The following is a 21,940-nucleotide window of genomic DNA, read 5'->3' on the forward strand; positions in this document are numbered from 1 at the left end:
TTTGGGCGAGGGAAAATATCAGCCAACGGGCCTGTTGCGGCGCTACTGTCGGGATCAGCTTCGGATCGCTATCATGCTGCCTCTGCATCTTATAGACGCCAGGCGTGCGGATTTTACGTAAAGGTCACTAAGATTCGGTCCGGCATGTCATCAGCGCTATCAACTGTATTTCAAGTCGCTTGGACGCCACGCTGATTCCTGAGGGCGGCTCACTTCAACTGTGATTCCGCCAGTGTCCGGCTGCGAGGGATGAGGGCTGTATCCCAATGGAGAATGCCCCAGTCGAGGAGCTCTCTGGGCGAGGCATTATTCAGCTCGCTGGGAGGGCATTGGCCGAGGGCGCGTAGGGCGCGGGTCAGCAGTGGTGAGACGAGGTCCATGGGCAGGGGAGGGGAGCGGTAGCTCTTGCCCAGCTTGTGGCCGTCGGGCTGGATGATCAAAGGAACGTGCAGGTAGCGTGGCAGGCTGAAGCCCAGCAGTTCTTGCAGATAGGTCTGGCGCGGTGTGGAGTCGAGGAGATCGGCGCCACGCACGATGTGGGTAACACCTTGCCAGGCATCGTCCAGTACGACAGCCAGTTGATAGGCGTAGAGACCGTCGCGACGACGAACCACGAAGTCCCCCACTTCTCGGCCTAGGTGTTGAGAGAATTCGCCTTGCACCCGGTCGATGAAGCGATATTCGAGTTGTGGCACGCGTATGCGCAGTGCAGTGTCATCCTGTGAATATCCTGCCAGGCGGCAGAAGCCCGGATAAACGCCGTGGTAGCCCTCGAGCTGCTTGCGCGAGCAAGTGCAGGCATATACCAGGCCTTGGTCGAACAAGCGCTGTAGCACACCGGCATAGACCTCAAGACGGTCGCTCTGGCGCTCTATCGGGCCGTCCCATTCGAAGCCATAGGTTTCCAGGGTATTGAGGATGGCATCCTGAGCGCCGGGAACTTCCCGTGGAGGATCGAGATCCTCCATGCGCAAAAGCCAACGGCCGCCGACATGACGGGCATCGAGGTAGGAGGCGAGGGCGGCGACCAGCGAGCCAAAATGCAGGAAACCGCTGGGTGTGGGCGCGAAACGCCCGGTATAAGTGCTAGTCATCTGTGACAGGCCATGCAGAACGGCCTGGCCGAGCCAGGCCACTCATCGGCCAGAAATGAGACGGGGTCTCGGAATCAGGAGCCGATTTGCTTTTCCTTGATTTCCGCGAGGGTCTTGCAATCGATGCACAGGGTCGCGGTCGGGCGTGCTTCCAGGCGACGGATGCCGATTTCGACACCGCAGGAGTCGCACCAGCCGTACTCATTGTCTTCGATCAGTTGCAAGGTTTCGTCGATCTTCTTGATCAACTTGCGCTCGCGGTCACGAGCGCGTAGCTCGAGGCTGAACTCTTCTTCCTGACTGGCACGATCAGCTGGGTCCGGGAAGTTGGCCGCTTCGTCCTGCATATGGTGCACGGTACGGTCGACCTCCTGCATCAGTTCGAGCTTCCATTTGTTGAGCAGGAAGGTGAAGTGAGCGCGCATCGGCTCGCTCATGTACTCCTCGCCCTTCTTTTCCTGATAGGGCTCGAAGCCACGTGCCAGATTGCCGTTATTGGTATTCGCTTTGGTGGGCATGGATGACCGCCTCTCACTATCTCTCTGATCCACTGCGCAGGATCGGTTCCTTTTCCGGCGAGGCCGGCCTGCGACTGCAAGCCGGCGAACTTACCAGATCAATTCCGGGGGCGCTACTCCCCTCTGTTACCGTGTCGATATCCAGTTGTTTAGAATCCCTGCTTTCTTTCATATAAAGGACAGGCCACATGGCCCACCCCTGGAGTGCGCGCAGCCGCGCGATCGAACCTTTCCACGTCATGGCGCTGCTGGCACGAGCCAACGAACTGCAAGGCGCCGGACACGATGTCATCCACCTTGAGATTGGCGAGCCGGATTTCACCACTGCTGCTCCGATCGTCGCCGCCGGGCAGGCCGCACTGGCTGCCGGGCACACCCGTTATACAGCGGCGCGCGGCCTGCCACAGTTGCGTGAGGCCATCGCCGGGTTCTACGCCGAGCGCCACTCGATTGATATCGACCCCGAGCGCGTGCTGATTACTCCCGGCGGTTCAGGTGCGTTGCTGCTGGCTGCGAGCCTGCTGGTTGATCCCGGCAAGCATTGGCTGCTGGCCGATCCTGGCTACCCGTGCAACCGGCATTTCCTGCGCCTGGTCGAGGGGGCTGCGCAACTGGTGCCGGTCGGTGCCGATAGCCGCTATCAGCTCACGCCGCACTTGGTCGAGCGCTACTGGGATCACGATAGTGTCGGTGCGCTGGTCGCCTCGCCAGCCAATCCGACCGGTACGTTGCTGCAACGCGATGAGCTGGCGGCCTTGTCGACAGCGCTCAAGGCGCGCGGTGGCCATCTGGTGGTGGATGAGATCTATCACGGTCTCACCTACGGTTGCGACGCGAGCAGCGTGCTGGAAGTGGACGACGACGCTTTTGTCCTCAACAGTTTTTCCAAGTATTTCGGCATGACCGGTTGGCGCCTTGGCTGGCTGGTGGCGCCGCCGACGGCGGTGCACGAGTTGGAGAAACTGGCGCAGAACCTGTACATCAGCGCGCCAACGATTGCCCAGCATGCGGCTCTGGCCTGCTTCGAGCCGGCTACCCTGGAGATTCTCGAGACACGCCGGCATGCCTTCGCCGAGCGTCGCGACTACCTGTTGCCGGCGCTGCGGACGCTCGGTTTCAACATCGAAGTAGAGCCGAAGGGGGCGTTCTATCTATATGCCGATATCTCGGCATTCGGTGGCGATGCGTTTGCCTTCTGTCAGCACTTCCTTGAAACCGAGCATGTGGCGTTCACCCCGGGCCTTGATTTTGGCCGTCACCAGGCCAGCCATCATGTGCGTTTTGCCTACACCCAGGATCTGCCGCGCCTCGAGCAGGCGGTGGCGCGTATCGCTCGCGGCTTGCAGAGCTGGAGGCCCGATGCGCTTTGACCCTCCCCTTGAAGAGGCGCGCCTGCTGAGGCGCTACAAACGCTTCCTGGCCGATATCGAAACCGCGTCGGGAGAGTTGTTGACCATTCACTGCCCGAACACCGGCTCGATGCTCAATTGCATGAGCGATGGCTGTCGGATCTGGTTCAGCCGCTCCAACGACCCCAAGCGTAAGTTGCCGGGGACCTGGGAGCTGGGCGAAACGCCCCATGGGCGCCTGGCCTGTCTGAATACCGCCCGCGCCAACGGTTTGGTCGAGGAGGCACTGCGGGCTGGGTTGATCCGCGAGCTGGCGGGTTTCGACGGATTGCGTCGCGAGGTGCCTTATGGCCAGGAACGCAGCCGCGTGGACTTCTGTCTGGAATACGCTGGCGAGGCCGCTTTCGTCGAAGTGAAGAGCGTGACCCTCGGCTATGCCGACAACGTGGTGGCGGCGTTCCCCGATGCGAAGACCGAGCGGGGCGCGAAGCACCTGCGGGAGCTGGCAACCCTGGCGCGCAGCGGCGCGCGCGCGGTGCAGTTGTACTGTGTCTGCCTGGCGGATATCGAGGCGGTACGTCCGGCCAGCGAAATCGATCCGGCTTATGCTTCTGCCTTGCGTGAGGCTGTGGCAGCCGGGGTAGAGGTGTTGGCCTACGGCGTGGATATCACGCCCCAGGAAATCAGCTTGGTTCGGCGCCTGGAGGTGGTGCTCTGATGTCGATTCGTGGGGCGTTGGGTGAAGCGAGACCTTCGCCTCGGCTTATTTCAGGCGCCTTGCCTCATTACGCATCGGCTTCGATCCAGATGCCTTCGCCGTCTTCCAGGCTGGCGACCCGCTTCAGCGAGCGTCCCTCGCATGGACCGGCAACACATTCGCCGGTATCGATCAGGAACAGTGCCCCATGGTGGGCGCAGCGAATCAGGCTGGCACTGGGATCGAGGAACTGGTCGGCTTGCCATTCCAGCGACACGCCACGATGTGGACAGCGGTTGTGGTAGACGAAGACCTCGCCGTGCTTGCGCACGGCGATCAGTCGTCGTTCGTCTAGAGAGAAGCCCCGGCTCTGCGCTTCAGCGAGCTGGCCTGGGGCGCAGAGGCGAATCATGCTGGTCTCCTGGGTTGAGCCAGGATTATCCCGCAATAAGGGCTTGCCGGGCAGTGAGGCACATCCGTGTGCCTGAGCGGGTCAGATGTCCCAGGCCACGTTGATCGAGGCGTTGCGCCCCGGTTGCGAACGCCGGTCGAAGTGGCCGTGCAGCCCCAGTTCCACGCCTTTACTGGTTTCCGCGATCACCTGGGTAGTCGGCGCTTTCGTTGGTGAAGTTGCCGTGCAGCGCTTTGGCCGTAGGGGGCCGTCGATACCGCGCCGCTGATTTCCGAGGCATGGCCAGGGTAGGGCTGAGAATGATCAGCGCCAGGCAAGTGCGGAGCGGGAGGGGGGATTGATCGACAGGCGGATTTCTTCTGCCATGTCGCAGGCGAATGAAAATACGAACGCCAAAGTGATAATGCGTCTGATATGCAAAGAGGATTTTGTGATAATTAAGATTGGTTAATGCTTGTATGCTTTCGTTCAGAGAGACGCTTGCTTACCCTCACGAGCTGCTTTAAGGCGAGAGGCGAGGAATGGCAGTAATGACCGATGAAACAACGGAGGCCGGCGGGCTCTACCAGAAATGGCAGGCGTTGCGCTGCGAGCGACCTCATGTGCGGGCACGCGATGCGGCTCGCCAGCTCGGCGTCAGCGAGGCGCAACTGACCGCTTGCCGCCTGGGTACCGACACGCTGCGCCTGCGTCCGGACTGGGGCGTGTTGTTGCCGGCCCTGGAAAGCCTTGGCGAGATCATGGCGCTTACCCGTAACGAGCACTGCGTACATGAGCGCAAGGGCGTTTACCGCGAGGTCACCCTGGGCGGTGGTGGGCGCATGGGGCTGGTGGTTTCGGCCGATATCGACCTGCGCCTGTTCCTGTCTGGCTGGGCCAGCGCGTTCGCTTTGGAGGAGAGCAGCGAGCGCGGCATTCTTCGCAGCATCCAGGTGTTCGACCAGCAGGGCGTTGCGGTGCACAAGGTCTATCTCACCGAACGCAGCGACGTCGATGCCTGGCCGGTTCTGCTCGAGCGCCTGCGCGATGATGTCCAGGACGCCACGCTGGATCTGCTGGCCGCGCCAGTGCGCACGGCGCCGCGCGCCGATGCTGAGGTCGATGCCAAGGCACTGCGCGAGGATTGGGGGAAGTTGCAGGATACCCACCATTTCTTCGCCCTGTTACGGCGCCATGAAGTCGCCCGTACCCAGGCAATGCGCCTGGCCGGGCGTGAATGGGCCGAGCCGCTGGCCATCACCGATCTGCCGAAACTTCTGCAAGGCGCGGCAAGCGGGCAACTGCCGATCATGGTGTTCGTTGGCAATGCCCACTGCATCCAGATTCATACCGGCCCGGTGAATGACCTGCGCTGGATGGACGACTGGTTCAATGTGCTCGACCCCGCATTCAATCTGCATTTGGACATGCGTGGCGTCACCGAGCTGTGGCGAGTGCGCAAACCCAGCAGCGACGGTGTGATCACCTCGTGGGAGGCCTTCGATGCACAGGGCGAGCTGATCGTGCAACTGTTCGGCGCCCGCAAGCCGGGCATCGCGGAGCGGGCTGACTGGCGCGCGCTGGCTGAATCATTCGAGGCACTGGAGGCCTGACATGCGATTTCTCAAAGCTATTTCCCTGGGCATCGCCCTGCTGGCTGGGCAGGCTGCCGTTGCTGATTCGCTGCCGCAGCGTTGGGTCAGTTCCGGTGGCTCCCTCAGCGAATGGGTGGTTGCACTGGGTGGCGAGGGCAGGTTGGTCGGCGTGGACACCACCAGCCAGCACCCGCAGTCGCTGCGCAAGCTGCCCAGCGTCGGTTACCAGCGTGCCCTGTCTGCCGAAGGCGTGCTGGCACTGAAGCCGGATATTCTGCTCGGCAGCGAGGAGATGGGACCGCCGCCGGTGCTCGCCCAATTGAAGGCCGCCGGCGTACGCATCGAAATCCTGTCTGCCGCGCCGACCCTCAAGGCTCTGGAAGGCAATCTACGGCGTCTGGGGGAATTGCTTGGCGAGCCGGACAAGGCCCGTGTGGCCCTCGATGGCTATCAGGCTGATCTGCAGCGTCAGGCCGAATGGGTTTCCCAGGCGAAGAAAAAAGGCGAGGCGCCGCGCGTGCTGATGCTGCTCGGCCATGCCGGCAGCAGCCCGATGGCCGCCGGTAAGGACACTCTGGCCGCCTGGATGATCGAGCAGGCCGGTGGTCGTAACCTCACCGAGCATCAGGGATACAAACCGCTTTCCAGTGAAGCGATCCTGGCACTCGATCCGCAGGTGGTGCTTTTGTCTGATCGTACCCAGCCCGGCGCGGGCGCCGTCGAGGCGTTCCTGCAACAGAACCCGGTGATCAGGCAGACCGCCGCTGGTCGCGATGGGCGGATTGTCATGCTCGATCCAACCCTGCTGGTTGGCGGGCTCGGCCCACGCCTACCACACAGCCTGGCACCTCTTTCCACTGCGTTTTATCCTGCCGAGCCGCCCTTGGCCGCCGAACGTAAACAATGACCTTCGTACGTCCGCGCCCGTTGCTATTGGCAATGGGCGCCTTGCTGGTACTTGCGGTCTGGCTGTCCCTGGCCTTGGGGCCGGTCAGCCTGCCGCTGGGCGATACCCTGCTCGCGCTGCTGCGCTTGCTCGGCCTGCCGGTCGAGGGGGAGGGGTTGGCCCGCGCCGAACTGATCGTCAGCCAGATTCGCCTGCCGCGTACCTTGCTCGGCCTGGCTGTAGGCGCGGTGTTGGCGTTGTCTGGGGTGGCGATGCAGGGGTTGTTCCGCAATTCACTGGCCGATCCGGGCCTGGTCGGCGTTTCCGGCGGCGCGGCACTGGGCGCGGCCTTGGCCATTGTCGGTGGCAGCCTGGCCGGCGGCGTGCCACAGGCCTGGGAGCCTTATCTGTTGTCTGGCTGCGCTTTTGTCGGTGGCCTGCTGGTCACGGCGATGGTCTATCGCTTTGGCCGACGCGGCGGACAGACCAACGTGGCGACCATGCTGCTCGCCGGTGTGGCCTTCACGGCCATGTCGGGGGCTGGCGTCGGCCTGTTCACCTACCTGGCCGACGATTCCACCCTGCGTAGCCTGACGTTCTGGAACCTCGGCAGCCTCAATGGCGCCAGTTACGCGCGCCTGTGGCCGCTGCTGCTGGTAACCCTGTTCGTGGTGCTGTGGTTACCGCGTCGGGCCAAGGCGCTGAATGCGTTGTTGCTCGGCGAGTCAGAGGCTCGCCACTTGGGGATCGAGGTCGAGCGGCTCAAGCGCGAACTGGTGTTGTGCACGGCGCTTGGCGTTGGCGCGGCGGTGGCGGCGGCAGGGCTGATCGGCTTCATCGGCCTGGTGGTGCCGCACCTGATCCGCCTGGCTGCCGGGCCGGATCATCGTGTCCTGCTGCCGGCTGCGGCGTTGGCCGGGGCCAGCCTGATTCTGTTCGCCGACCTGGTCGCCAGGCTGATCCTCGCGCCTGCGGAACTGCCGATCGGCATCGTCACTGCCCTGATTGGGGCGCCGTTCTTTCTTTATCTGCTGCTGCGGGGACGTGCCTGATGCTGTGTGCCGAGAACATCAGCGTCCACCGTGGGGGCAAGCAGGTGCTCTCGGCCATCGACCTGCAGGTCCGTCCTGGCGAAGTATTGGGTGTCCTCGGCCCGAATGGCGCAGGCAAGAGTACCTTGCTCAGTGCGCTCGCAGGCGAGTTGCAGCCCACCACTGGCCGGGTGAGTCTCGACGGCCGGGCGCTGGCGGATTGGCCAGGCGCAGAGCGAGCACGACAACTCGCGGTGCTGCCACAGGCCTCGACGCTGAATTTCGCTTTCCGCGTCGAGGACGTAGTGGGCATGGGACGTCTACCCCATGCCACCGGTCTGTTGCGGGACACCGAGGTGATCGCCCAGGCGCTGGCCGCCGCCGATGCCTCCCACCTGGCCGGGCGCAATTACCTGGAGCTTTCCGGCGGTGAGCGTCAGCGTGTGCACCTGGCGCGGGTACTCGCCCAGCTCTGGCCGGGTGGCGGCGGTCTCACCCTATTGCTCGATGAGCCGACCTCTGCCCTCGATCCGTTGCATCAACACACTACGTTACGGGCGGTGCGCGAGTTTGCGGGTCATGGCTGTGCGGTGTTGGTGATCCTGCATGATCTCAACCTGGCGGCACGTTACTGCGACCGTCTGCTCCTGCTGCACGAGGGGCGCGCACACAGTTGCGGCACGGCCGCCGAAGCCCTGACCCCGGCTGCACTGAGGCAGGTTTTCGGCCTTGAGGTGCTGGTGCAGCGTCACCCCGAGCGCGACCACCCGCTGATCATCACCCGCTGAAAGGAGTTGGGCCATGCGCCGATTGCTGTTGTGCACGCTGATACTGCTGAGTGCCTGCCAGCATACGACGGTGTCGCCGCCGCCAGCCTGGCAGAGCCCGGATCGACGCGACCATGCAGAACTCGGTGTGATCCGCGAGCTGTCGAGCGGGCGCGTGTTGACGCCCGCAGAACTGGTCGAGCGCCTGGCCGTAGCGCCGCGTGTAGTGGTCGGCGAGCAGCACGACAATCCCGACCACCATGCCCTGGAGCTCTGGCTGCTGCGTGAGCTGGAGCGACAGCGCGGCCAGGGCAGCCTGCTGCTGGAGATGCTCAGCGATGATCAACAGTCGCGGGTCGCGGCTGTGCAGGCTGGCGGCGGAGCGCTGGCCGATCCATTTGAGGCTTTGGCCTGGAAGCGGGGCTGGGCTTGGTCGCTCTACGGACCTCTGGTCATGCATGCGCTACGCCAGCCTTATCCGTTGCTGGCGGCGGACCTGAGCCGTCAGGAGGTGATGGCGATCTATCGTTCGCAGCCGAAATTGGCTGGTACAGCGTCGAACGCGACACAGGTTCGCGCGCGACTGCTCGACGACATCCGAACGTCGCACTGCAATCTCCTGCCAGAAAACCAACTGCCGGCGATGCTCGCAGTGCAGCTGCAACGTGACCGACGTATGGCCCAGCGGCTACTCGAAGCCCCGACACCCGCGCTGCTGGTCGCTGGTGCGTTTCATGCGCGCAAGGACCTGGGCTTGCCACTGCATTTGCAGGATGTGGGCGCACAGTCAGCCGCCTCTGTTCTGCTGCTCGCTGAAGTCGGTTCGACGGTGGCGTCCGATGAAGCAGACTACGTCTGGTTCACCGCCGCACAGCCTGCTGAAGATCACTGTGCCGAGTTACGCCACTAACAGGCCGTTGAAAAACTACCTGCGTTGGCTGGCCTTCGTTAAAAACCGCCTGGATCGCCAGCCCGGTCAAAATGCTCATTTACAATACGTAAACTGCGCTTTTTCGGTGGTTTTTGCCTCGGCCATCCTGCCTCGCCTACGTTTTTCAACGGCCTGCTAACGACGGCCGTTGCGGCAAGATTGAGGGGGCGCTTTTGCCTCGAACCAGCCACTTGCCCTGACTCAGGAGCGGAACGTGTGTTTCAACTCCAGCGCTGCTCCGGCGCTTCTTCGGGATCGATCAGTTTTGTCCCCGGCTTGCTGCGTGGAATCAGTTCGCCCTGCTGGTTGCGCAGTGGGCAACTGTCCAGTGACAGGCAGCCGCAGCCAATGCAGCCATCGAGCTGGTCACGCAGTGCCGTGAGTTTTTCTATGCGTTGGCTCAAGTCTTCGCGCCATTGCGCCGAAAGCTGACGCCAATCCGCCGCGGTAGGCGCGCGATCCGTGGGCAGTTGCTGCAGGGCGCGATGGATGGTCGCGAGCGGTAGTCCCAGGCGCTGGGCGATCTTGATCACCGCCACACGGCGCAGCATGTCGCGGCTGTAGCGGCGCTGGTTACCTGCGTTGCGGGTGCTGTAAATGAGCCCCTTGCTCTCATAAAAGTGCAGCGCAGTCACTGCCACGCCGCTGCGCTCTGCCAACTGCCCGACGCTGAGTACCTTGGGTGGTCGATCCTGCCCTGCCATTAACAACACTCTTGACCTCTAGTTAACTGGAGGTTTTACCGTGCCGGGCAACGCATCACAAGCACGGGATCAAGGAGCGCATTCATGATGGCGGCTACCGGTCGGTTATGGTTCACCCAGTTGATTGAGTTCGATGTGCCGCCGCCTTTCCAGCAGGGACTGGTCGAGGCGCTGACTTTGCGTAGCGAACGCCTGGTGGCGTCACACGATGGTTTGCTGGCGGCGAGCGTGCAGGCCAGTGACGACGGCCGCCGCGTCTTGCAGTGCTTGCAATGGCAATCCCGCCAGGATTGCGAAGCGGCGCTGGACAGCTTGAGCCGCGAGCCTTTCGTCGACCTGCTACGCAGGCATGCTGCCCGCGGCGTGAGCTTTTCTACCTTCCAGACTGTGAGCGGCCTTGCCCGTAGCGCTGGCAGCGCCTTGTACTGCCAACTGACAGGGCGCTGATCACTGCTCCGGTGCGGCCGGCGCCGTATTCTGTGGTGGGCGTACGCCGATTTCTGCCGAGAGCTGGATGGTTTTGCCGTTACGCAGGACTTCGATCGGGATCTTCTCGCCAGGGCGGGTCTGTGCCACCTGGTTCATCGAGCGGCGGCCATCGACGGCCGGTTCGCTACCGATGGTCAAGATCAGGTCGCCCGGTTGAAGGCCGGCTTTCTGCGCCGGGCCGTCGCGATAGATGCCGGCGACCAGGATACCGGCACGTCCCTTGAGGTCGAAGGACTCCGCCAGCTCTGGCGTCAGGGCTTGCACTTCGATGCCCAGCCAACCGCGGATCACCTGGCCGTGCTCGATGATCGCCTTCATCACCTGGGTGGCCAGCTTGACCGGGATGGCGAAGCCGATGCCCTGGGAACCGCCGGATTTGGAGAAGATCGCGGTGTTGATGCCGATCAGGTTGCCGTTGGCATCGACCAGCGCGCCGCCGGAGTTGCCCGGGTTGATCGCCGCGTCGGTCTGGATGAAGTCCTCGTAGGTGTTGAGGCCCAACTGGTTGCGCCCGGTTGCGCTGATGATGCCCATGGTCACGGTCTGGCCGACCCCAAAGGGGTTGCCGATGGCCAGGGTGACATCGCCGATCTTGATCTGGTCTGAGCGACCGAGGGTCATCGCAGGCAGCTTGTCGAGGTCGATCTTCAGCACCGCGAGATCGGTTTCCGGGTCGCTGCCAATCACCCGCGCCAGTGTCTCGCGGCCGTCTTTCAGGGCCACCACGATCTGGTCGGCGCCGGACGTCACGTGGTTGTTGGTCAGCAGGTAGCCCTCGGGGCTCATGATCACCGCCGAGCCCAGGCTCGACTCCATGCGCCGCTGCTTGGGCAGGTTGTCGCCGAAGAAGCGGCGGAATACCGGGTCTTCGAACAGCGGGTTGCTGGATTTGCTCTTGTTCACCACCTTGGTCGTGTACAGATTGGCCACGGCGGGCGCGGCCAGGTTGACCGCGTCGGCATAGGACACCGGGCCGTCCTGAAGCAAACCGTAGCGCGGCGCCTGGCGCACGTGCACATCCTGGCTGGGCATGCCGACCCACTGCGGGTAGCGCTGGATGATCAGCGCCGCCAACAACAGACCCGCCAGCAGAGGCCAGCCATAGAAACGCAGTGCCTTGAGCATCGATCAGAAATCCTAGGGTTGCGAGGGCTGGAGGGGGCCCTTAAGGTGGCGGCATTATAAAGGGCCGACGATGAAGAAACAGCGCCCCGCAAACCCTTGTGAGGAATATTCATGGCCATCGCCTTGCGCACCCTGGTCGAGGAAGCTGATCGCTTTCTGAATGCCGCCCGTATCAGCGACTACTGCCCCAATGGCCTGCAAGTGGAAGGCCGCCCGCAGGTGCGCCGGATCGTCAGTGGCGTCACCGCCAGCCAGGCGATGATCGATGCCGCCATCGAGGCCGACGCCGATGTGCTGCTGGTCCATCACGGCTATTTCTGGAAGGGCGAGGATGCCTGTGTGGTCGGCATGAAGCAGCGTCGCCTCAAGGCGTTGCTTGGCCACGATATCAGCCTGCTCGCCTACCACTTGCCGCTGGATGTACACGCCGAGGTCGGTAACAACGTGCAGCTCGCCCGCCAGCTCGACATTGAGGTGGAAGGGCCGCTGGAGGCCGATAATCCACGTATCGTCGGTCTGCTCGGTTCCCTCGCCGAACCGCTGAGCGCGCGGGATTTTGCCCGTCGTGTACAAGACGTACTGGGCCGCGAGCCGCTGCTGGTCGAGGGCGAACGCATGGTCCAGCGCATCGGCTGGTGTACGGGCGGTGGCCAGGGCTACATCGACAAGGCGATTGCCGCTGGCGTCGATCTTTACCTGACCGGCGAGGCCTCGGAACAGACCTTTCACAGTGCCCGGGAAAATGGCGTGAGCTTCATCGCCGCCGGCCACCACGCCACCGAGCGGTACGGTGTGCAAGCGCTGGGCGACTACCTGGCGCGCCGCTTCGCCATCGAACACCTGTTTGTCGACATACCGAACCCGGTGTGATCGATTTGCGATTAAGGAATATCCATAGTCATTTTGGTTCTATGGGGCTTCCTGAAGAGAATTGGGCGCTGTGCTAGAGTGCGCGCCTCGTCCACGGCCCGCAGGCCGTATTCATTCTGATTTAGCCGTGACCAGCCATGCTCGACAAACTGACGCACCTGAAACAGCTCGAGGCGGAAAGTATCCACATCATTCGTGAAGTGGCCGCCGAGTTCGACAACCCGGTGATGCTGTATTCCATCGGTAAAGATTCCGCCGTGATGCTGCACCTGGCCCGCAAGGCTTTTTTCCCAGGCAAGCTGCCGTTCCCGGTGATGCATGTCGATACCCGCTGGAAATTCCAGGAAATGTACAGTTTCCGCGACAAGATGGTCGCGGACATGGGCCTGGACCTGATCACCCACGTCAACCCGGATGGCGTCGCGCAGAACATCAACCCCTTCACCCACGGCAGTGCCAAGCACACCGACGTGATGAAGACCGAAGGGCTGAAGCAGGCGCTGGACAAGTACGGCTTCGACGCCGCCTTCGGTGGCGCGCGCCGCGACGAAGAGAAGTCGCGCGCCAAGGAGCGGGTCTACTCCTTCCGCGACAGCAAGCACCGCTGGGACCCGAAGAACCAGCGTCCCGAGTTGTGGAACATCTACAACGGCAACGTCAAGAAGGGCGAGTCGATCCGGGTGTTCCCGCTGTCCAACTGGACCGAGCTGGACATCTGGCAATACATCTATCTGGAGCAGATTCCGATCGTGCCGCTGTACTTCGCCGCCGAGCGCGATGTGATCGAGAAGAACGGCACGCTGATCATGATCGACGACGACCGTATCCTCGAATACCTCAGCGATGAAGAGAAGGCGCGCATCCAGAAGAAGATGGTGCGTTTCCGTACCCTCGGCTGCTATCCGCTGACCGGCGCGGTGGAGTCGCAGGCGACCAGCCTGACCGACATCATCCAGGAAATGCTGCTGACCCGGACTTCCGAACGCCAGGGCCGCGTGATCGATCACGACGGCGCCGGGTCGATGGAAGAAAAGAAACGTCAGGGCTATTTCTAAGGGTTGCGCATCATGAGTCATCAGTCTGATTTGATCAGCGAGGACATCCTCGCGTACCTGGCCCAGCACGAACGCAAAGAGCTGCTGCGCTTTCTTACCTGCGGCAACGTCGACGACGGCAAGAGCACCCTGATCGGGCGCCTGCTGCACGACTCCAAGATGATCTACGAAGACCATCTGGAAGCCATCACCCGCGATTCGAAGAAGTCCGGCACCACCGGCGAGGAAGTCGACCTGGCGCTGCTGGTCGATGGCCTGCAGGCCGAGCGCGAGCAGGGCATCACCATCGATGTCGCCTACCGCTATTTCTCCACGGCCAAGCGCAAGTTCATCATCGCCGACACCCCCGGTCATGAGCAGTACACCCGCAACATGGCCACCGGTGCCTCCACCTGCGACCTGGCGATCATCCTGATCGACGCCCGCTATGGTGTGCAGACCCAGACCAAGCGTCACAGCTTCATCGCCTCCTTGCTGGGCATCAAGCACATCGTGGTCGCGGTCAACAAGATGGACCTGAAAGGCTTCGACCAAGGCGTGTTCGAGCAGATCAAGGCCGATTACCTGAAGTTCGCCGAGGGTATTGCGCTGAAGCCGTCGTCGTTGCACTTCGTGCCGATGTCCGCGCTCAAGGGCGACAACGTCGTGAACAAGAGCGAGCAGTCGCCCTGGTACAGCGGTCCGTCGTTGATGGAAATCCTCGAAACCGTCGAAGTCGCGGCTGATCGCAACTTCGACGACATGCGTTTCCCGGTGCAGTACGTCAACCGCCCGAACCTGAACTTCCGTGGCTTCGCTGGCACCCTGGCCAGCGGCATCGTGCGCAAGGGTGACCAGGTCGTCGCGCTGCCGTCGGGCAAGGGCAGCACGGTCAAGTCCATCGTCACCTATGAGGGTGAGCTGGAGCAGGCCGGCCCGGGCCAGGCGATCACCCTGACGTTGGAAGACGAGATCGACGTCTCGCGCGGCGACATGCTGGTGCATGCCGACAACCGCCCGCAGGTCATCGACAGCTTCGAAGCCATGCTGGTGTGGATGGCCGAAGAGCCGATGCTCCCCGGCAAGAAGTACGACATCAAGCGCGCCACCAGCTATGTGCCGGGCTCGATTGCCAGCATCGTTCATCGCGTCGATGTGAATACCCTGGAGCAGGGCGCTGCCAGCAGCCTGCAGCTCAACGAGATCGGCAAGGTCAGGATCGCCCTCGATGCGCCCATCGCCCTGGACGGTTACGAATTCAACCGCACCACCGGCGCGTTCATCGTCATCGACCGCCTGACCAACGGCACCGTCGGCGCCGGCATGATCGTCGCCAAGCCGAGTGGCTCGGGCGGTCACCATGGCGAGACCGCTCACGTTTCCACCGAGGAACGTGCGGCGCGCTTCGGCCAGAAACCGGCCACCGTGCTGTTCAGCGGCCTCTCCGGTGCGGGCAAGAGCACCCTGGCCTATGCCCTGGAGCGCAAGCTGTTCGACCTGGGCCGTGCGGTTTACGTGCTCGATGGCCAGAATCTGCGTCATGACCTGAACAAAGGCCTGCCACAGGATCGTGCCGGTCGCACCGAGAACTGGCGGCGTGCCGCCCACGTCGCGCGCCAGTTCAACGAGGCCGGCCTGCTGACCCTCGCCGCCTTCGTCGCGCCGGATGCGGAGGGCCGCGAGCAGGCCAAGGACCTGATCGGTCGTGAACGCCTGATCAGCGTCTACGTCCAGGCTTCGCCACGTGTTTGCGCCGAGCGCGATCCACAAGGTCTGTATGCCGCCGGTGGCGACAACATCCCGGGCGAGTCCTTCCCGTACGACATCCCGCTGGATGCCGACATCATCATCGACACCCAGTCGGTGTCGGTTGAGGAGGGCGTCAAGCTGGTGCTGGATGTGCTGAAGGCGCGCGGGGCCATCTAAGTCTCAAGCCACAAGCTAAAGCCCGCTTATCGCCTCTGGGTGATAAGCGGGCTTTTCGTTTGGGCTGTGGGCCTCTTCGCGCGCATGGCGCGCGAAAAATAAGAGGCGTTGCGGCTCAGTCGTGTGGTCCCGAGTCGGTTCTATCAGCACGGCCCCCAACAAAAAGCCCCGCATTGCGGGGCTCTTCATTTCCGGTAGCGATCAGCGGCGCAGGCCGAAGTTCTCGTCCAGGGTGCCGACGCCACTTGGGTCCTTCGGCGCGTAGTCCTTGGGCATTTCATTGTTGCGCGGCGGAGTCAGGCGCTCGCGCTTTTCATTGCCTTCGTCGGCATGCAGGGCAGCCAGCAGGCGCTGACGGGTCAGTTCGTCCAGGGCCAGGCGGTTGGCACCTTCGGACAGATGCTCCTGTACGTCCTGGTAGCTCTGGGTGAGCTTGCGCACCAGGTTGGCAGTGGTGTTGAAGTGAGTCACCACTTCGCTCTGATAGGCATCGAAACGCTCTTGCATTTCATCCAGTTGGCGCTGGGTGCGATTGGGTGCAGCGTTGGGCAGCGCGCGCGCCAGCAGGAAGCCGATGGCGACACCAGCCAGCAGGGCGATGGCGGAGATCAACCAGGGCGTTATCGTCTGTTCCACGAGTCCTTCCTCTCTATAAGGCTTTGCTTTACGGTAGCGTATATACCGCACTTCGAGCCTGTTGTGTGATGTGCTTAACCAAGACGTGTCGACCTGATCCGAGGTCACGGAGTTCCTGCAGTTGATCCGCGAAACCCCCATAACCATCGATGGCCCATGCGGCCAGTTGGAAGCGCTTTATCTCGATGTGCCCGATGCCCGCGGCGTGGCGTTGATCTGTCATCCGAACCCGGTGCAAGGCGGGACCATGCTCAACAAGGTGGTGTCGACCTTGCAACGTGCGGTACGCGACATGGGCTTCACCACCCTGCGTTTCAATTATCGCGGTGTCGGTGCCAGTGCCGGCAGCCATGATATGGGCACTGGCGAAGTCGACGATGCCCAGGCCGCTGCGGCATGGTTGCAAGCGCAGCACCCGCAATTGCCACTGAATCTGTTGGGCTTTTCCTTTGGCGGCTTCGTCGCCGCCTCGCTGGCGGGGCGTCTGGAGCGTCAAGGCAGCGAGGTACGGCACCTGTTCATGATCGCTCCGGCAGTGCATCGCTTGCAGCCGCCGGAAGCACTGCCAGAGCAGGTACGCCTGACCATCGTCCAGCCCGAGCAGGACGAGGTGGTCGAACCACAATCCGTCTATGCCTGGGCCGAGGCGTTGCCGCGTGCCCATGAGCTACTGAAAGTGGCAGAATGCGGCCACTTCTTTCACGGCAAGCTGCCTGAGCTGAAGGAGTTGGTCCAGCCTCGTCTCTGAGAACCTGTTCACGATCTGCTGCGCGTCGGCTAAACGCCGTTGGAAACACCTTCGGAATGCTCACTTACAACACGTGAGGTCGAGCGCGACTCCGAGCGTGCCTCAGCCGTTTTCGCCACCGTTTATCTCTAGCTCACGAGATCATGAACAGGTTCTGAACCGAGCCGCCAGCCACAGCCCGCCCGATCACCACAAGCGAAACCGAAGATGACCAAGACCCGTATCCTGACCGGTATCACCACCACCGGCACCCCACACCTGGGTAACTACGCCGGTGCGATCCGTCCTGCCATCGTCGCCAGCCGTCGCTCGGACGTCGATTCGTTCTACTTCCTGGCCGACTACCACGCGCTGATCAAGTGCGACGATCCGGCGCGTATCCAGCGCTCGCGCCTGGAAATCGCCGCGACCTGGCTGGCCTGTGGGCTGGATGTGGACAAGGCCACGTTCTATCGCCAGTCCGACATCCCCGAGATTCCCGAGCTGTGCTGGCTGCTCACCTGCGTCGCCGGCAAGGGGCTGCTCAACCGTGCCCATGCCTACAAGGCGTCGGTGGACAAGAATGTCGAGCAGGGCGAAGACCCCGATGCCGGCGTGACCATGGGCCTGTTCAGCTACCCGGTACTGATGGCGGCGGACATCCTGATGTTCAACGCGCAGAAGATTCCGGTCGGCCGCGACCAGGTCCAGCACGTGGAAATGGCTCGCGACATCGGCCAGCGCTTCAACCACCTGTTCGGCAAGGGCAAGGAACTGTTCGCCATGCCCGAGGCGGTGATCGAGGAAGAGGTGGCGACCCTGCCAGGCCTCGATGGCCGCAAGATGAGCAAGAGCTACGACAACACCATTCCGCTGTTCAGCTCGTCCAAGCAACTCAAGGAAGCCATCGCCAGGATCGTCACCGACTCGCGCCTGCCCGGCGAACCGAAGGACACCGACGGCTCGCACCTGTTCACCCTGTACCAGGCGTTTTCCACGCAAGAGCAGCAGCGCGCGTTCCGCGAGGAACTGCACGGTGGACTGGCCTGGGGCGAGGCGAAGAACCGTCTGTTCGAGCTGCTCGATGCCGAACTGGGCGAAGCCCGCGAGCGTTACGCCGCACTGATCGCCAGACCGGCCGACCTGGAAGATATCCTGCTGGCCGGTGCCGCCAAGGCACGTCGTATCGCCACGCCGTTCCTTGGCGAGCTGCGCGAAGCGGTCGGTCTGCGTTCGTTCCGCGAACAGGTGCAAGTGGCTGGCGAGACGAAGAAGAAGGCGGTCAAGTCGGCGCGCCTGGTCAGCTTTCGTGATGACGATGGCAGCTTCCGCTTCCGTCTGCTCGACGCGGCCGGTGAGCAGTTGTTCCTCTCTCGTGCCTTCTCCGATGGCAAAGCGGCGGGTCAGGCCAGCAAGCGCCTGCAATCCGTTGAGGAACTGGATATTCGCCAGCAGGACAGCGGCTTTGCCGTGTATCTGGATGGCGAAGTGGTTGCCGAGAGCCCGGCGTTCGCCGATGCGGCAGCCATTCAGGTGGCGATCGCCAGTGTGTGCGAGGCGCTGAAACCGCAGGAATAAGCTGTAGAGCGGCATGAAAATGCCATTACCCATAAGGTTATTTGCCAATCAACGGGGCCGTCGCTAAAGTGACGACCCCGTTTTTGTTACCGAATTTCCCGTCTATGACTCCCCTTGAGCGCTACCAGGCTGACCTGAAACGTCCCGAGTTTTTTCACGATGCCTCGCAAGAGAACGCCGTGCGTCATCTGCAGCGCCTCTACGATGATCTGGTCGCGGAGGATTCCGGCAAGGGTGGGCTGTTCGGCAAGCTCTTCGCCAAAAAGCCCCAGGGGCCGATCAAAGGCCTGTATTTCTGGGGGGGTGTCGGGCGCGGCAAGACCTATCTGGTCGATACCTTCTTCGACGCGCTGCCGTTCAAACAGAAGATGCGTACTCACTTCCACCGCTTCATGAAGCGCGTGCACGAGGAAATGCGCACGCTCAAGGGGGAGAAGAACCCGCTGACCATCATCGGCAAGCGTTTCGCCGACGAGGCACGGGTAATCTGCTTCGACGAGTTCTTCGTGTCCGACATCACCGACGCGATGATTCTGGCAACTTTGCTCGAAGAGCTGTTCAAGAACGGCGTGAGCCTGGTCGCGACATCCAACATCGTGCCGGACGGCTTGTACAAGGACGGCCTGCAGCGCGCGCGCTTCCTGCCGGCCATCGCCTTGCTCAAGGAGCACACCGAGACGGTCAACGTCGACAGCGGCGTGGACTACCGCCTGCGAGCCCTGGAGCAGGCCGAGCTGTTCCACTTCCCGTTGACTGCTGAGGTCGAAGCGCAACTGCACAAGGGCTTCAAGAGCCTGCTGCCCGATGGCAGCATCATCGATGAGAACGCGACGCTGACCATCGAGAATCGCCAGATCACCGCGCGCAAGGTCAGCGGTGACGTGGCATGGTTCGAGTTCCGTGAGCTGTGCGATGGTCCGCGTAGCCAGAACGACTACATCGAGCTGGGCAAGATCTTCCATGCGGTGATCCTGGCCAACGTCGAGCAGATGGGCGTAGCCAAGGACGATATGGCGCGACGCTTCATCAACCTGGTGGACGAGTTCTACGACCGCAACGTCAAGCTGATCATCTCGGCTGAAGTCGAGCTCAAGGATCTCTATTCAGGTGGTCGCCTGAATTTCGAATTCCAGCGTACCCTCAGTCGCCTGCTGGAAATGCAGTCCCACGAATTCCTCTCGCGTCCGCACAAGCCCTAACGCAGCGGCAAGCTACAAGCCTGGTGCTTTGGCTTGCGGCTTAGCGCTTGATGCTTGCCGCTGCCCTTGCCGGTATTGATTCGGCGACACGCCAGCATGTTGACGGAACAGGCGGGCGAAGAAGCTGGAGTCGTCGTAGCCGACTTCGTAGCTGATGGTCTTGATGCTCTTGCGTGTACTGCTGAGTAATCCTTTGGCGGTCTCGATACGCAGGCGCTGCAGGTAATGCAGCGGTTTGTCGCCCGTGGCGCTCTGGAAGCGGCGCATGAAATTACGAATGCTCATGCCGTGCTCGCGGGCCACGTCTTCGATGCGGAACTTCTCCGCGAAGTGATCTTCCAGCCATTGCTGGACCTGCAGGATGGCCACGTCCTGGTGCAGCTTCTGGCCGCCGAAACCGATGCGCCCCGGGCTGTAGCTGCGGCGGGTTTCGTAAAGGATGTCGCGGGACACGCCTTGGGCGATGTCGGCGCCGCAGAAGCGTTCGATCAAGTAGATGTACAGGTCGCTGGCGGAGGTGAAGCCGCTGGCGCAATACAGGTTGTCGGCATCCGACAGGTGTTTTTCCTGGTTCAGTTGGACCTGAGGAAAGCGCTCGCTGAATTCGCGGAAGAAACGCCAGTACGTCGTTGCTTCCTTGCCGTCGAGCAGTCCGGCGGCAGCGAGCCAGAATACACCGCTGGCTTCACCGCAGAGCGATGCGCCTTTCTCATGCAGGGCACGAAGCCAGGGTGTGATGTTGGGATGGCGTCGTGACAGGACGTCGAAGTCGCCCCAGAAAGCCGGCAGAACAACGATGTCGGCATCTTCCAGTGCGCCGTCCACCGGGATCAGCGCCTGGCTGAAGCTGTTGACCGGCTGGCCGTCCGGGCTGATCACGCGGATCTGGAATGCCGGAGTGAGCCCCAGTCCCTGATTTTTGGCGTGGCGCAAGCTGGCCATGTGAAAGAAGTCACGGGCCTGCATCAGCGTGGCGGCGAAGACGCCTTCCACGGCAAGGATGCCGATACGCAAGAAAGGGAGTTTTAGCGACATGTCGATTGTTCTTCTTAGGTGGCTAAACGGTCAGTTGCTGGCTGAATCGTCTTATCTTTCCTGCTTGCTGTCCAGTGATCGAGCGCCTCCTCTGTGCAAACCCGCTGCATGGCTGGGCGTCTGATTTCCAGGTGTTTGCCGTCAGGGCCAAGTTAAATCGCCGGATCGGGTTGCTATTTCTGTCATAACCGGCATAATTCCGCGGCTTTCTTGGCGGGGATGCCTAGCCTGTCCGAGAAAGAAGGTGGGGATGCCTAGCCCACCGAACCCCGCCGTAGCGGACGCGCTGACCCGAGCCCCCGATAGCGTCTGTTCCCGGCCGTCTTGACCTTGTCAAGGCAAGCACTATTCAGTAAGATCCGCCGTCTTAATTTTCAGGGCGGCCCCTGAGGCTATAGCGAATGAAGACTTTTACTGCAAAACCGGAAACAGTTAAGCGCGACTGGTATGTCGTCGACGCTGCAGGCCAGACCCTGGGTCGTCTGGCCACCGAAATCGCCAGCCGTCTGCGTGGCAAGCACAAAGCTGAATACACGCCGCACGTTGATACTGGCGACTACATCGTCGTCATCAACGCCGAGCAGGTTCGTGTGACCGGTGCCAAGAGCACCGACAAGAAGTACTACTCGCACTCCGGTTTCCCGGGCGGCATCAAGGAAATCAGCTTCGAGAAGCTGATCGCCAAGGCCCCTGAGCGCGTGATCGAGACCGCGGTTAAAGGCATGCTGCCGAAGAACCCGTTGGGTCGCGACATGTATCGCAAGCTGAAGGTGTACAAGGGTGCTAACCACCCGCACACCGCTCAGCAGCCCCAAGAACTGAAGATTTGACGGAATAGTTCATTATGTCGGCGACTCAAAATTACGGCACTGGCCGTCGCAAGACTGCAACCGCACGCGTTTTCCTGCGTCCGGGCACTGGCAAGATCTCCATCAACAACCGCACCCTGGATACCTTCTTCGGTCGCGAAACCGCTCGCATGGTCGTGCGTCAGCCGCTTGAGCTGACCGAGACCACCGAGAAGTTCGACATCTACGTCACCGTTCTCGGTGGCGGTGTCAGCGGTCAAGCTGGTGCGATCCGCCACGGTATCACCCGTGCCCTGATCGAGTACGACGAAAGCCTGCGCAGCCCGCTGCGTAAAGCTGGCTACGTCACTCGTGATGCCCGCGAAGTTGAACGTAAGAAAGTCGGTCTGCGCAAAGCGCGTAAGCGTCCGCAGTACTCCAAGCGTTAATTCGCTGCTTTCAAAAAGCGCCCGGTTCCGCAAGGACCGGGCGTTTTTTTTCGGTGCGCCAGGCATGGCGCGTTGCGCGTTAGCGCAACCAGTTCGGCTGTGGTGGCTGCACTGGTGACTT

At 62.2% G+C, this 21,940-nt stretch carries 23 protein-coding genes; 16 read left to right on the forward strand and 7 right to left on the reverse strand.

Annotated elements, in window-relative coordinates; translation table 11 throughout:
- Window positions 1–209: 209 nt before the first annotated feature.
- Both gluQRS and dksA read right to left on the reverse strand, forming a co-directional pair.
- The gene (gene gluQRS / locus ACSZPK_RS26725) at window positions 210–1,094 is read right to left on the reverse strand and encodes a tRNA glutamyl-Q(34) synthetase GluQRS (protein WP_437884641.1); all 885 of its coding nucleotides are present in this window, start codon (window positions 1,092–1,094) and stop codon (window positions 210–212) included.
- 74 nt (window positions 1,095–1,168) lie between these two features.
- Window positions 1,169–1,612, reverse strand: a complete 444-nt coding sequence (gene dksA, locus ACSZPK_RS26730; RefSeq protein WP_437884643.1) for an RNA polymerase-binding protein DksA — start codon at window positions 1,610–1,612, stop codon at window positions 1,169–1,171.
- Window positions 1,613–1,800: 188 nt separating this feature from the next.
- On the opposite strand from dksA, the gene ACSZPK_RS26735 reads away from it, so the two are divergent.
- Window positions 1,801–2,982 carry a pyridoxal phosphate-dependent aminotransferase gene (locus tag ACSZPK_RS26735; protein WP_437884644.1) on the forward strand — a complete coding sequence of 394 codons (1,182 nt, stop codon included), beginning with the start codon at window positions 1,801–1,803 and terminating at the stop codon, window positions 2,980–2,982.
- A complete protein-coding gene (sfsA, locus tag ACSZPK_RS26740) occupies window positions 2,972–3,679 on the forward strand; it encodes a DNA/RNA nuclease SfsA (protein ID WP_437884645.1) in 708 nt (235 codons plus the stop codon). Before ACSZPK_RS26735 ends, sfsA begins: the two co-directional genes overlap by 11 nt.
- A gap of 67 nt (window positions 3,680–3,746) precedes the next feature.
- Here sfsA and ACSZPK_RS26745 read toward each other — a convergent pair whose 3' ends face one another.
- Complete coding sequence (locus tag ACSZPK_RS26745) at window positions 3,747–4,070, reverse strand: Rieske (2Fe-2S) protein (protein ID WP_437884646.1); 324 nt, start codon at window positions 4,068–4,070, stop codon at window positions 3,747–3,749.
- A 521-nt stretch (window positions 4,071–4,591) separates the two neighbouring features.
- Between ACSZPK_RS26745 and ACSZPK_RS26750 the strand changes: the two genes are divergently transcribed.
- The 5 genes from ACSZPK_RS26750 to ACSZPK_RS26770 are packed head-to-tail and all read left to right on the forward strand — an operon-like array spanning window position 4,592 to window position 9,238.
- Window positions 4,592–5,662, forward strand: a complete 1,071-nt coding sequence (locus ACSZPK_RS26750; RefSeq protein ID WP_437884647.1) for a hemin-degrading factor — start codon at window positions 4,592–4,594, stop codon at window positions 5,660–5,662.
- A gap of 1 nt (window position 5,663) precedes the next feature.
- A complete protein-coding gene (locus ACSZPK_RS26755; RefSeq protein WP_437884648.1) occupies window positions 5,664–6,551 on the forward strand; it encodes a heme/hemin ABC transporter substrate-binding protein in 888 nt (295 codons plus the stop codon).
- A 32-nt stretch (window positions 6,552–6,583) separates the two neighbouring features.
- Entirely contained in the window at window positions 6,584–7,582 is a 999-nt protein-coding gene (locus tag ACSZPK_RS26760; RefSeq protein ID WP_437884661.1) for a FecCD family ABC transporter permease, read from the forward strand.
- Complete coding sequence (locus ACSZPK_RS26765) at window positions 7,582–8,349, forward strand: heme ABC transporter ATP-binding protein (RefSeq protein ID WP_437884649.1); 768 nt, start codon at window positions 7,582–7,584, stop codon at window positions 8,347–8,349. Before ACSZPK_RS26760 ends, ACSZPK_RS26765 begins: the two co-directional genes overlap by 1 nt.
- Window positions 8,350–8,362: 13 nt before the next feature.
- Window positions 8,363–9,238, forward strand: a complete 876-nt coding sequence (locus ACSZPK_RS26770; protein WP_437884650.1) for a ChaN family lipoprotein — start codon at window positions 8,363–8,365, stop codon at window positions 9,236–9,238.
- A 242-nt stretch (window positions 9,239–9,480) separates the two neighbouring features.
- Here the strand turns inward: ACSZPK_RS26770 and soxR are convergent, their stop codons facing one another.
- Window positions 9,481–9,963 carry a redox-sensitive transcriptional activator SoxR gene (gene soxR / locus ACSZPK_RS26775; RefSeq protein WP_437884651.1) on the reverse strand — a complete coding sequence of 161 codons (483 nt, stop codon included), beginning with the start codon at window positions 9,961–9,963 and terminating at the stop codon, window positions 9,481–9,483.
- A gap of 84 nt (window positions 9,964–10,047) precedes the next feature.
- On the opposite strand from soxR, the gene ACSZPK_RS26780 reads away from it, so the two are divergent.
- Window positions 10,048–10,410 (forward strand): antibiotic biosynthesis monooxygenase, encoded by a 363-nt coding sequence (locus tag ACSZPK_RS26780; protein ID WP_437884652.1) that lies wholly within the window; start codon window positions 10,048–10,050, stop codon window positions 10,408–10,410.
- Here the strand turns inward: ACSZPK_RS26780 and algW are convergent, their stop codons facing one another.
- Window positions 10,411–11,577, reverse strand: a complete 1,167-nt coding sequence (algW, locus tag ACSZPK_RS26785; protein WP_437884653.1) for a Do family serine endopeptidase AlgW — start codon at window positions 11,575–11,577, stop codon at window positions 10,411–10,413.
- 111 nt (window positions 11,578–11,688) lie between these two features.
- On the opposite strand from algW, the gene ACSZPK_RS26790 reads away from it, so the two are divergent.
- The 3 genes from ACSZPK_RS26790 to cysN all read left to right on the forward strand — a co-directional run bounded on the left by ACSZPK_RS26790 (window position 11,689) and on the right by cysN (window position 15,407).
- Window positions 11,689–12,447 carry a Nif3-like dinuclear metal center hexameric protein gene (locus ACSZPK_RS26790; RefSeq protein ID WP_437884654.1) on the forward strand — a complete coding sequence of 253 codons (759 nt, stop codon included), beginning with the start codon at window positions 11,689–11,691 and terminating at the stop codon, window positions 12,445–12,447.
- 137 nt (window positions 12,448–12,584) lie between these two features.
- Window positions 12,585–13,502 carry a sulfate adenylyltransferase subunit CysD gene (gene cysD / locus ACSZPK_RS26795; protein WP_437884655.1) on the forward strand — a complete coding sequence of 306 codons (918 nt, stop codon included), beginning with the start codon at window positions 12,585–12,587 and terminating at the stop codon, window positions 13,500–13,502.
- Between the two features lie 12 nt (window positions 13,503–13,514).
- Window positions 13,515–15,407 (forward strand): sulfate adenylyltransferase subunit CysN, encoded by a 1,893-nt coding sequence (cysN, locus tag ACSZPK_RS26800; RefSeq protein ID WP_437884656.1) that lies wholly within the window; start codon window positions 13,515–13,517, stop codon window positions 15,405–15,407.
- A 201-nt stretch (window positions 15,408–15,608) separates the two neighbouring features.
- Here the strand turns inward: cysN and ACSZPK_RS26805 are convergent, their stop codons facing one another.
- The gene (locus ACSZPK_RS26805; RefSeq protein WP_437884657.1) at window positions 15,609–16,043 is read right to left on the reverse strand and encodes a YhcB family protein; all 435 of its coding nucleotides are present in this window, start codon (window positions 16,041–16,043) and stop codon (window positions 15,609–15,611) included.
- Between the two features lie 124 nt (window positions 16,044–16,167).
- Here ACSZPK_RS26805 and ACSZPK_RS26810 point away from each other — a divergent pair, with 124 nt between their 5' ends.
- The 3 genes from ACSZPK_RS26810 to zapE all read left to right on the forward strand — a co-directional run bounded on the left by ACSZPK_RS26810 (window position 16,168) and on the right by zapE (window position 19,547).
- Window positions 16,168–16,791: an alpha/beta hydrolase gene (locus ACSZPK_RS26810; protein WP_437884662.1), complete on the forward strand. Its 624-nt coding sequence runs from the start codon at window positions 16,168–16,170 to the stop codon at window positions 16,789–16,791.
- Between the two features lie 207 nt (window positions 16,792–16,998).
- Window positions 16,999–18,348: a tryptophan--tRNA ligase gene (locus tag ACSZPK_RS26815; RefSeq protein ID WP_437884658.1), complete on the forward strand. Its 1,350-nt coding sequence runs from the start codon at window positions 16,999–17,001 to the stop codon at window positions 18,346–18,348.
- Between the two features lie 104 nt (window positions 18,349–18,452).
- Window positions 18,453–19,547, forward strand: a complete 1,095-nt coding sequence (gene zapE / locus ACSZPK_RS26820) for a cell division protein ZapE (RefSeq protein ID WP_437884659.1) — start codon at window positions 18,453–18,455, stop codon at window positions 19,545–19,547.
- Window positions 19,548–19,559: 12 nt separating this feature from the next.
- On the opposite strand, the gene ACSZPK_RS26825 is transcribed toward zapE, so the two are convergent.
- Complete coding sequence (locus ACSZPK_RS26825; protein WP_437884663.1) at window positions 19,560–20,489, reverse strand: GlxA family transcriptional regulator; 930 nt, start codon at window positions 20,487–20,489, stop codon at window positions 19,560–19,562.
- Between the two features lie 494 nt (window positions 20,490–20,983).
- Here ACSZPK_RS26825 and rplM point away from each other — a divergent pair, with 494 nt between their 5' ends.
- Window positions 20,984–21,412 carry a 50S ribosomal protein L13 gene (gene rplM, locus ACSZPK_RS26830; protein WP_437884660.1) on the forward strand — a complete coding sequence of 143 codons (429 nt, stop codon included), beginning with the start codon at window positions 20,984–20,986 and terminating at the stop codon, window positions 21,410–21,412.
- A 14-nt stretch (window positions 21,413–21,426) separates the two neighbouring features.
- Complete coding sequence (rpsI, locus tag ACSZPK_RS26835) at window positions 21,427–21,819, forward strand: 30S ribosomal protein S9 (RefSeq protein WP_187807596.1); 393 nt, start codon at window positions 21,427–21,429, stop codon at window positions 21,817–21,819.
- The last annotated feature ends 121 nt before the right edge of the window (window positions 21,820–21,940 follow it).

The organism is Pseudomonas sp. LRF_L74 (assembly GCF_965644255.1).
Lineage (GTDB): Bacteria > Pseudomonadota > Gammaproteobacteria > Pseudomonadales > Pseudomonadaceae > Aquipseudomonas.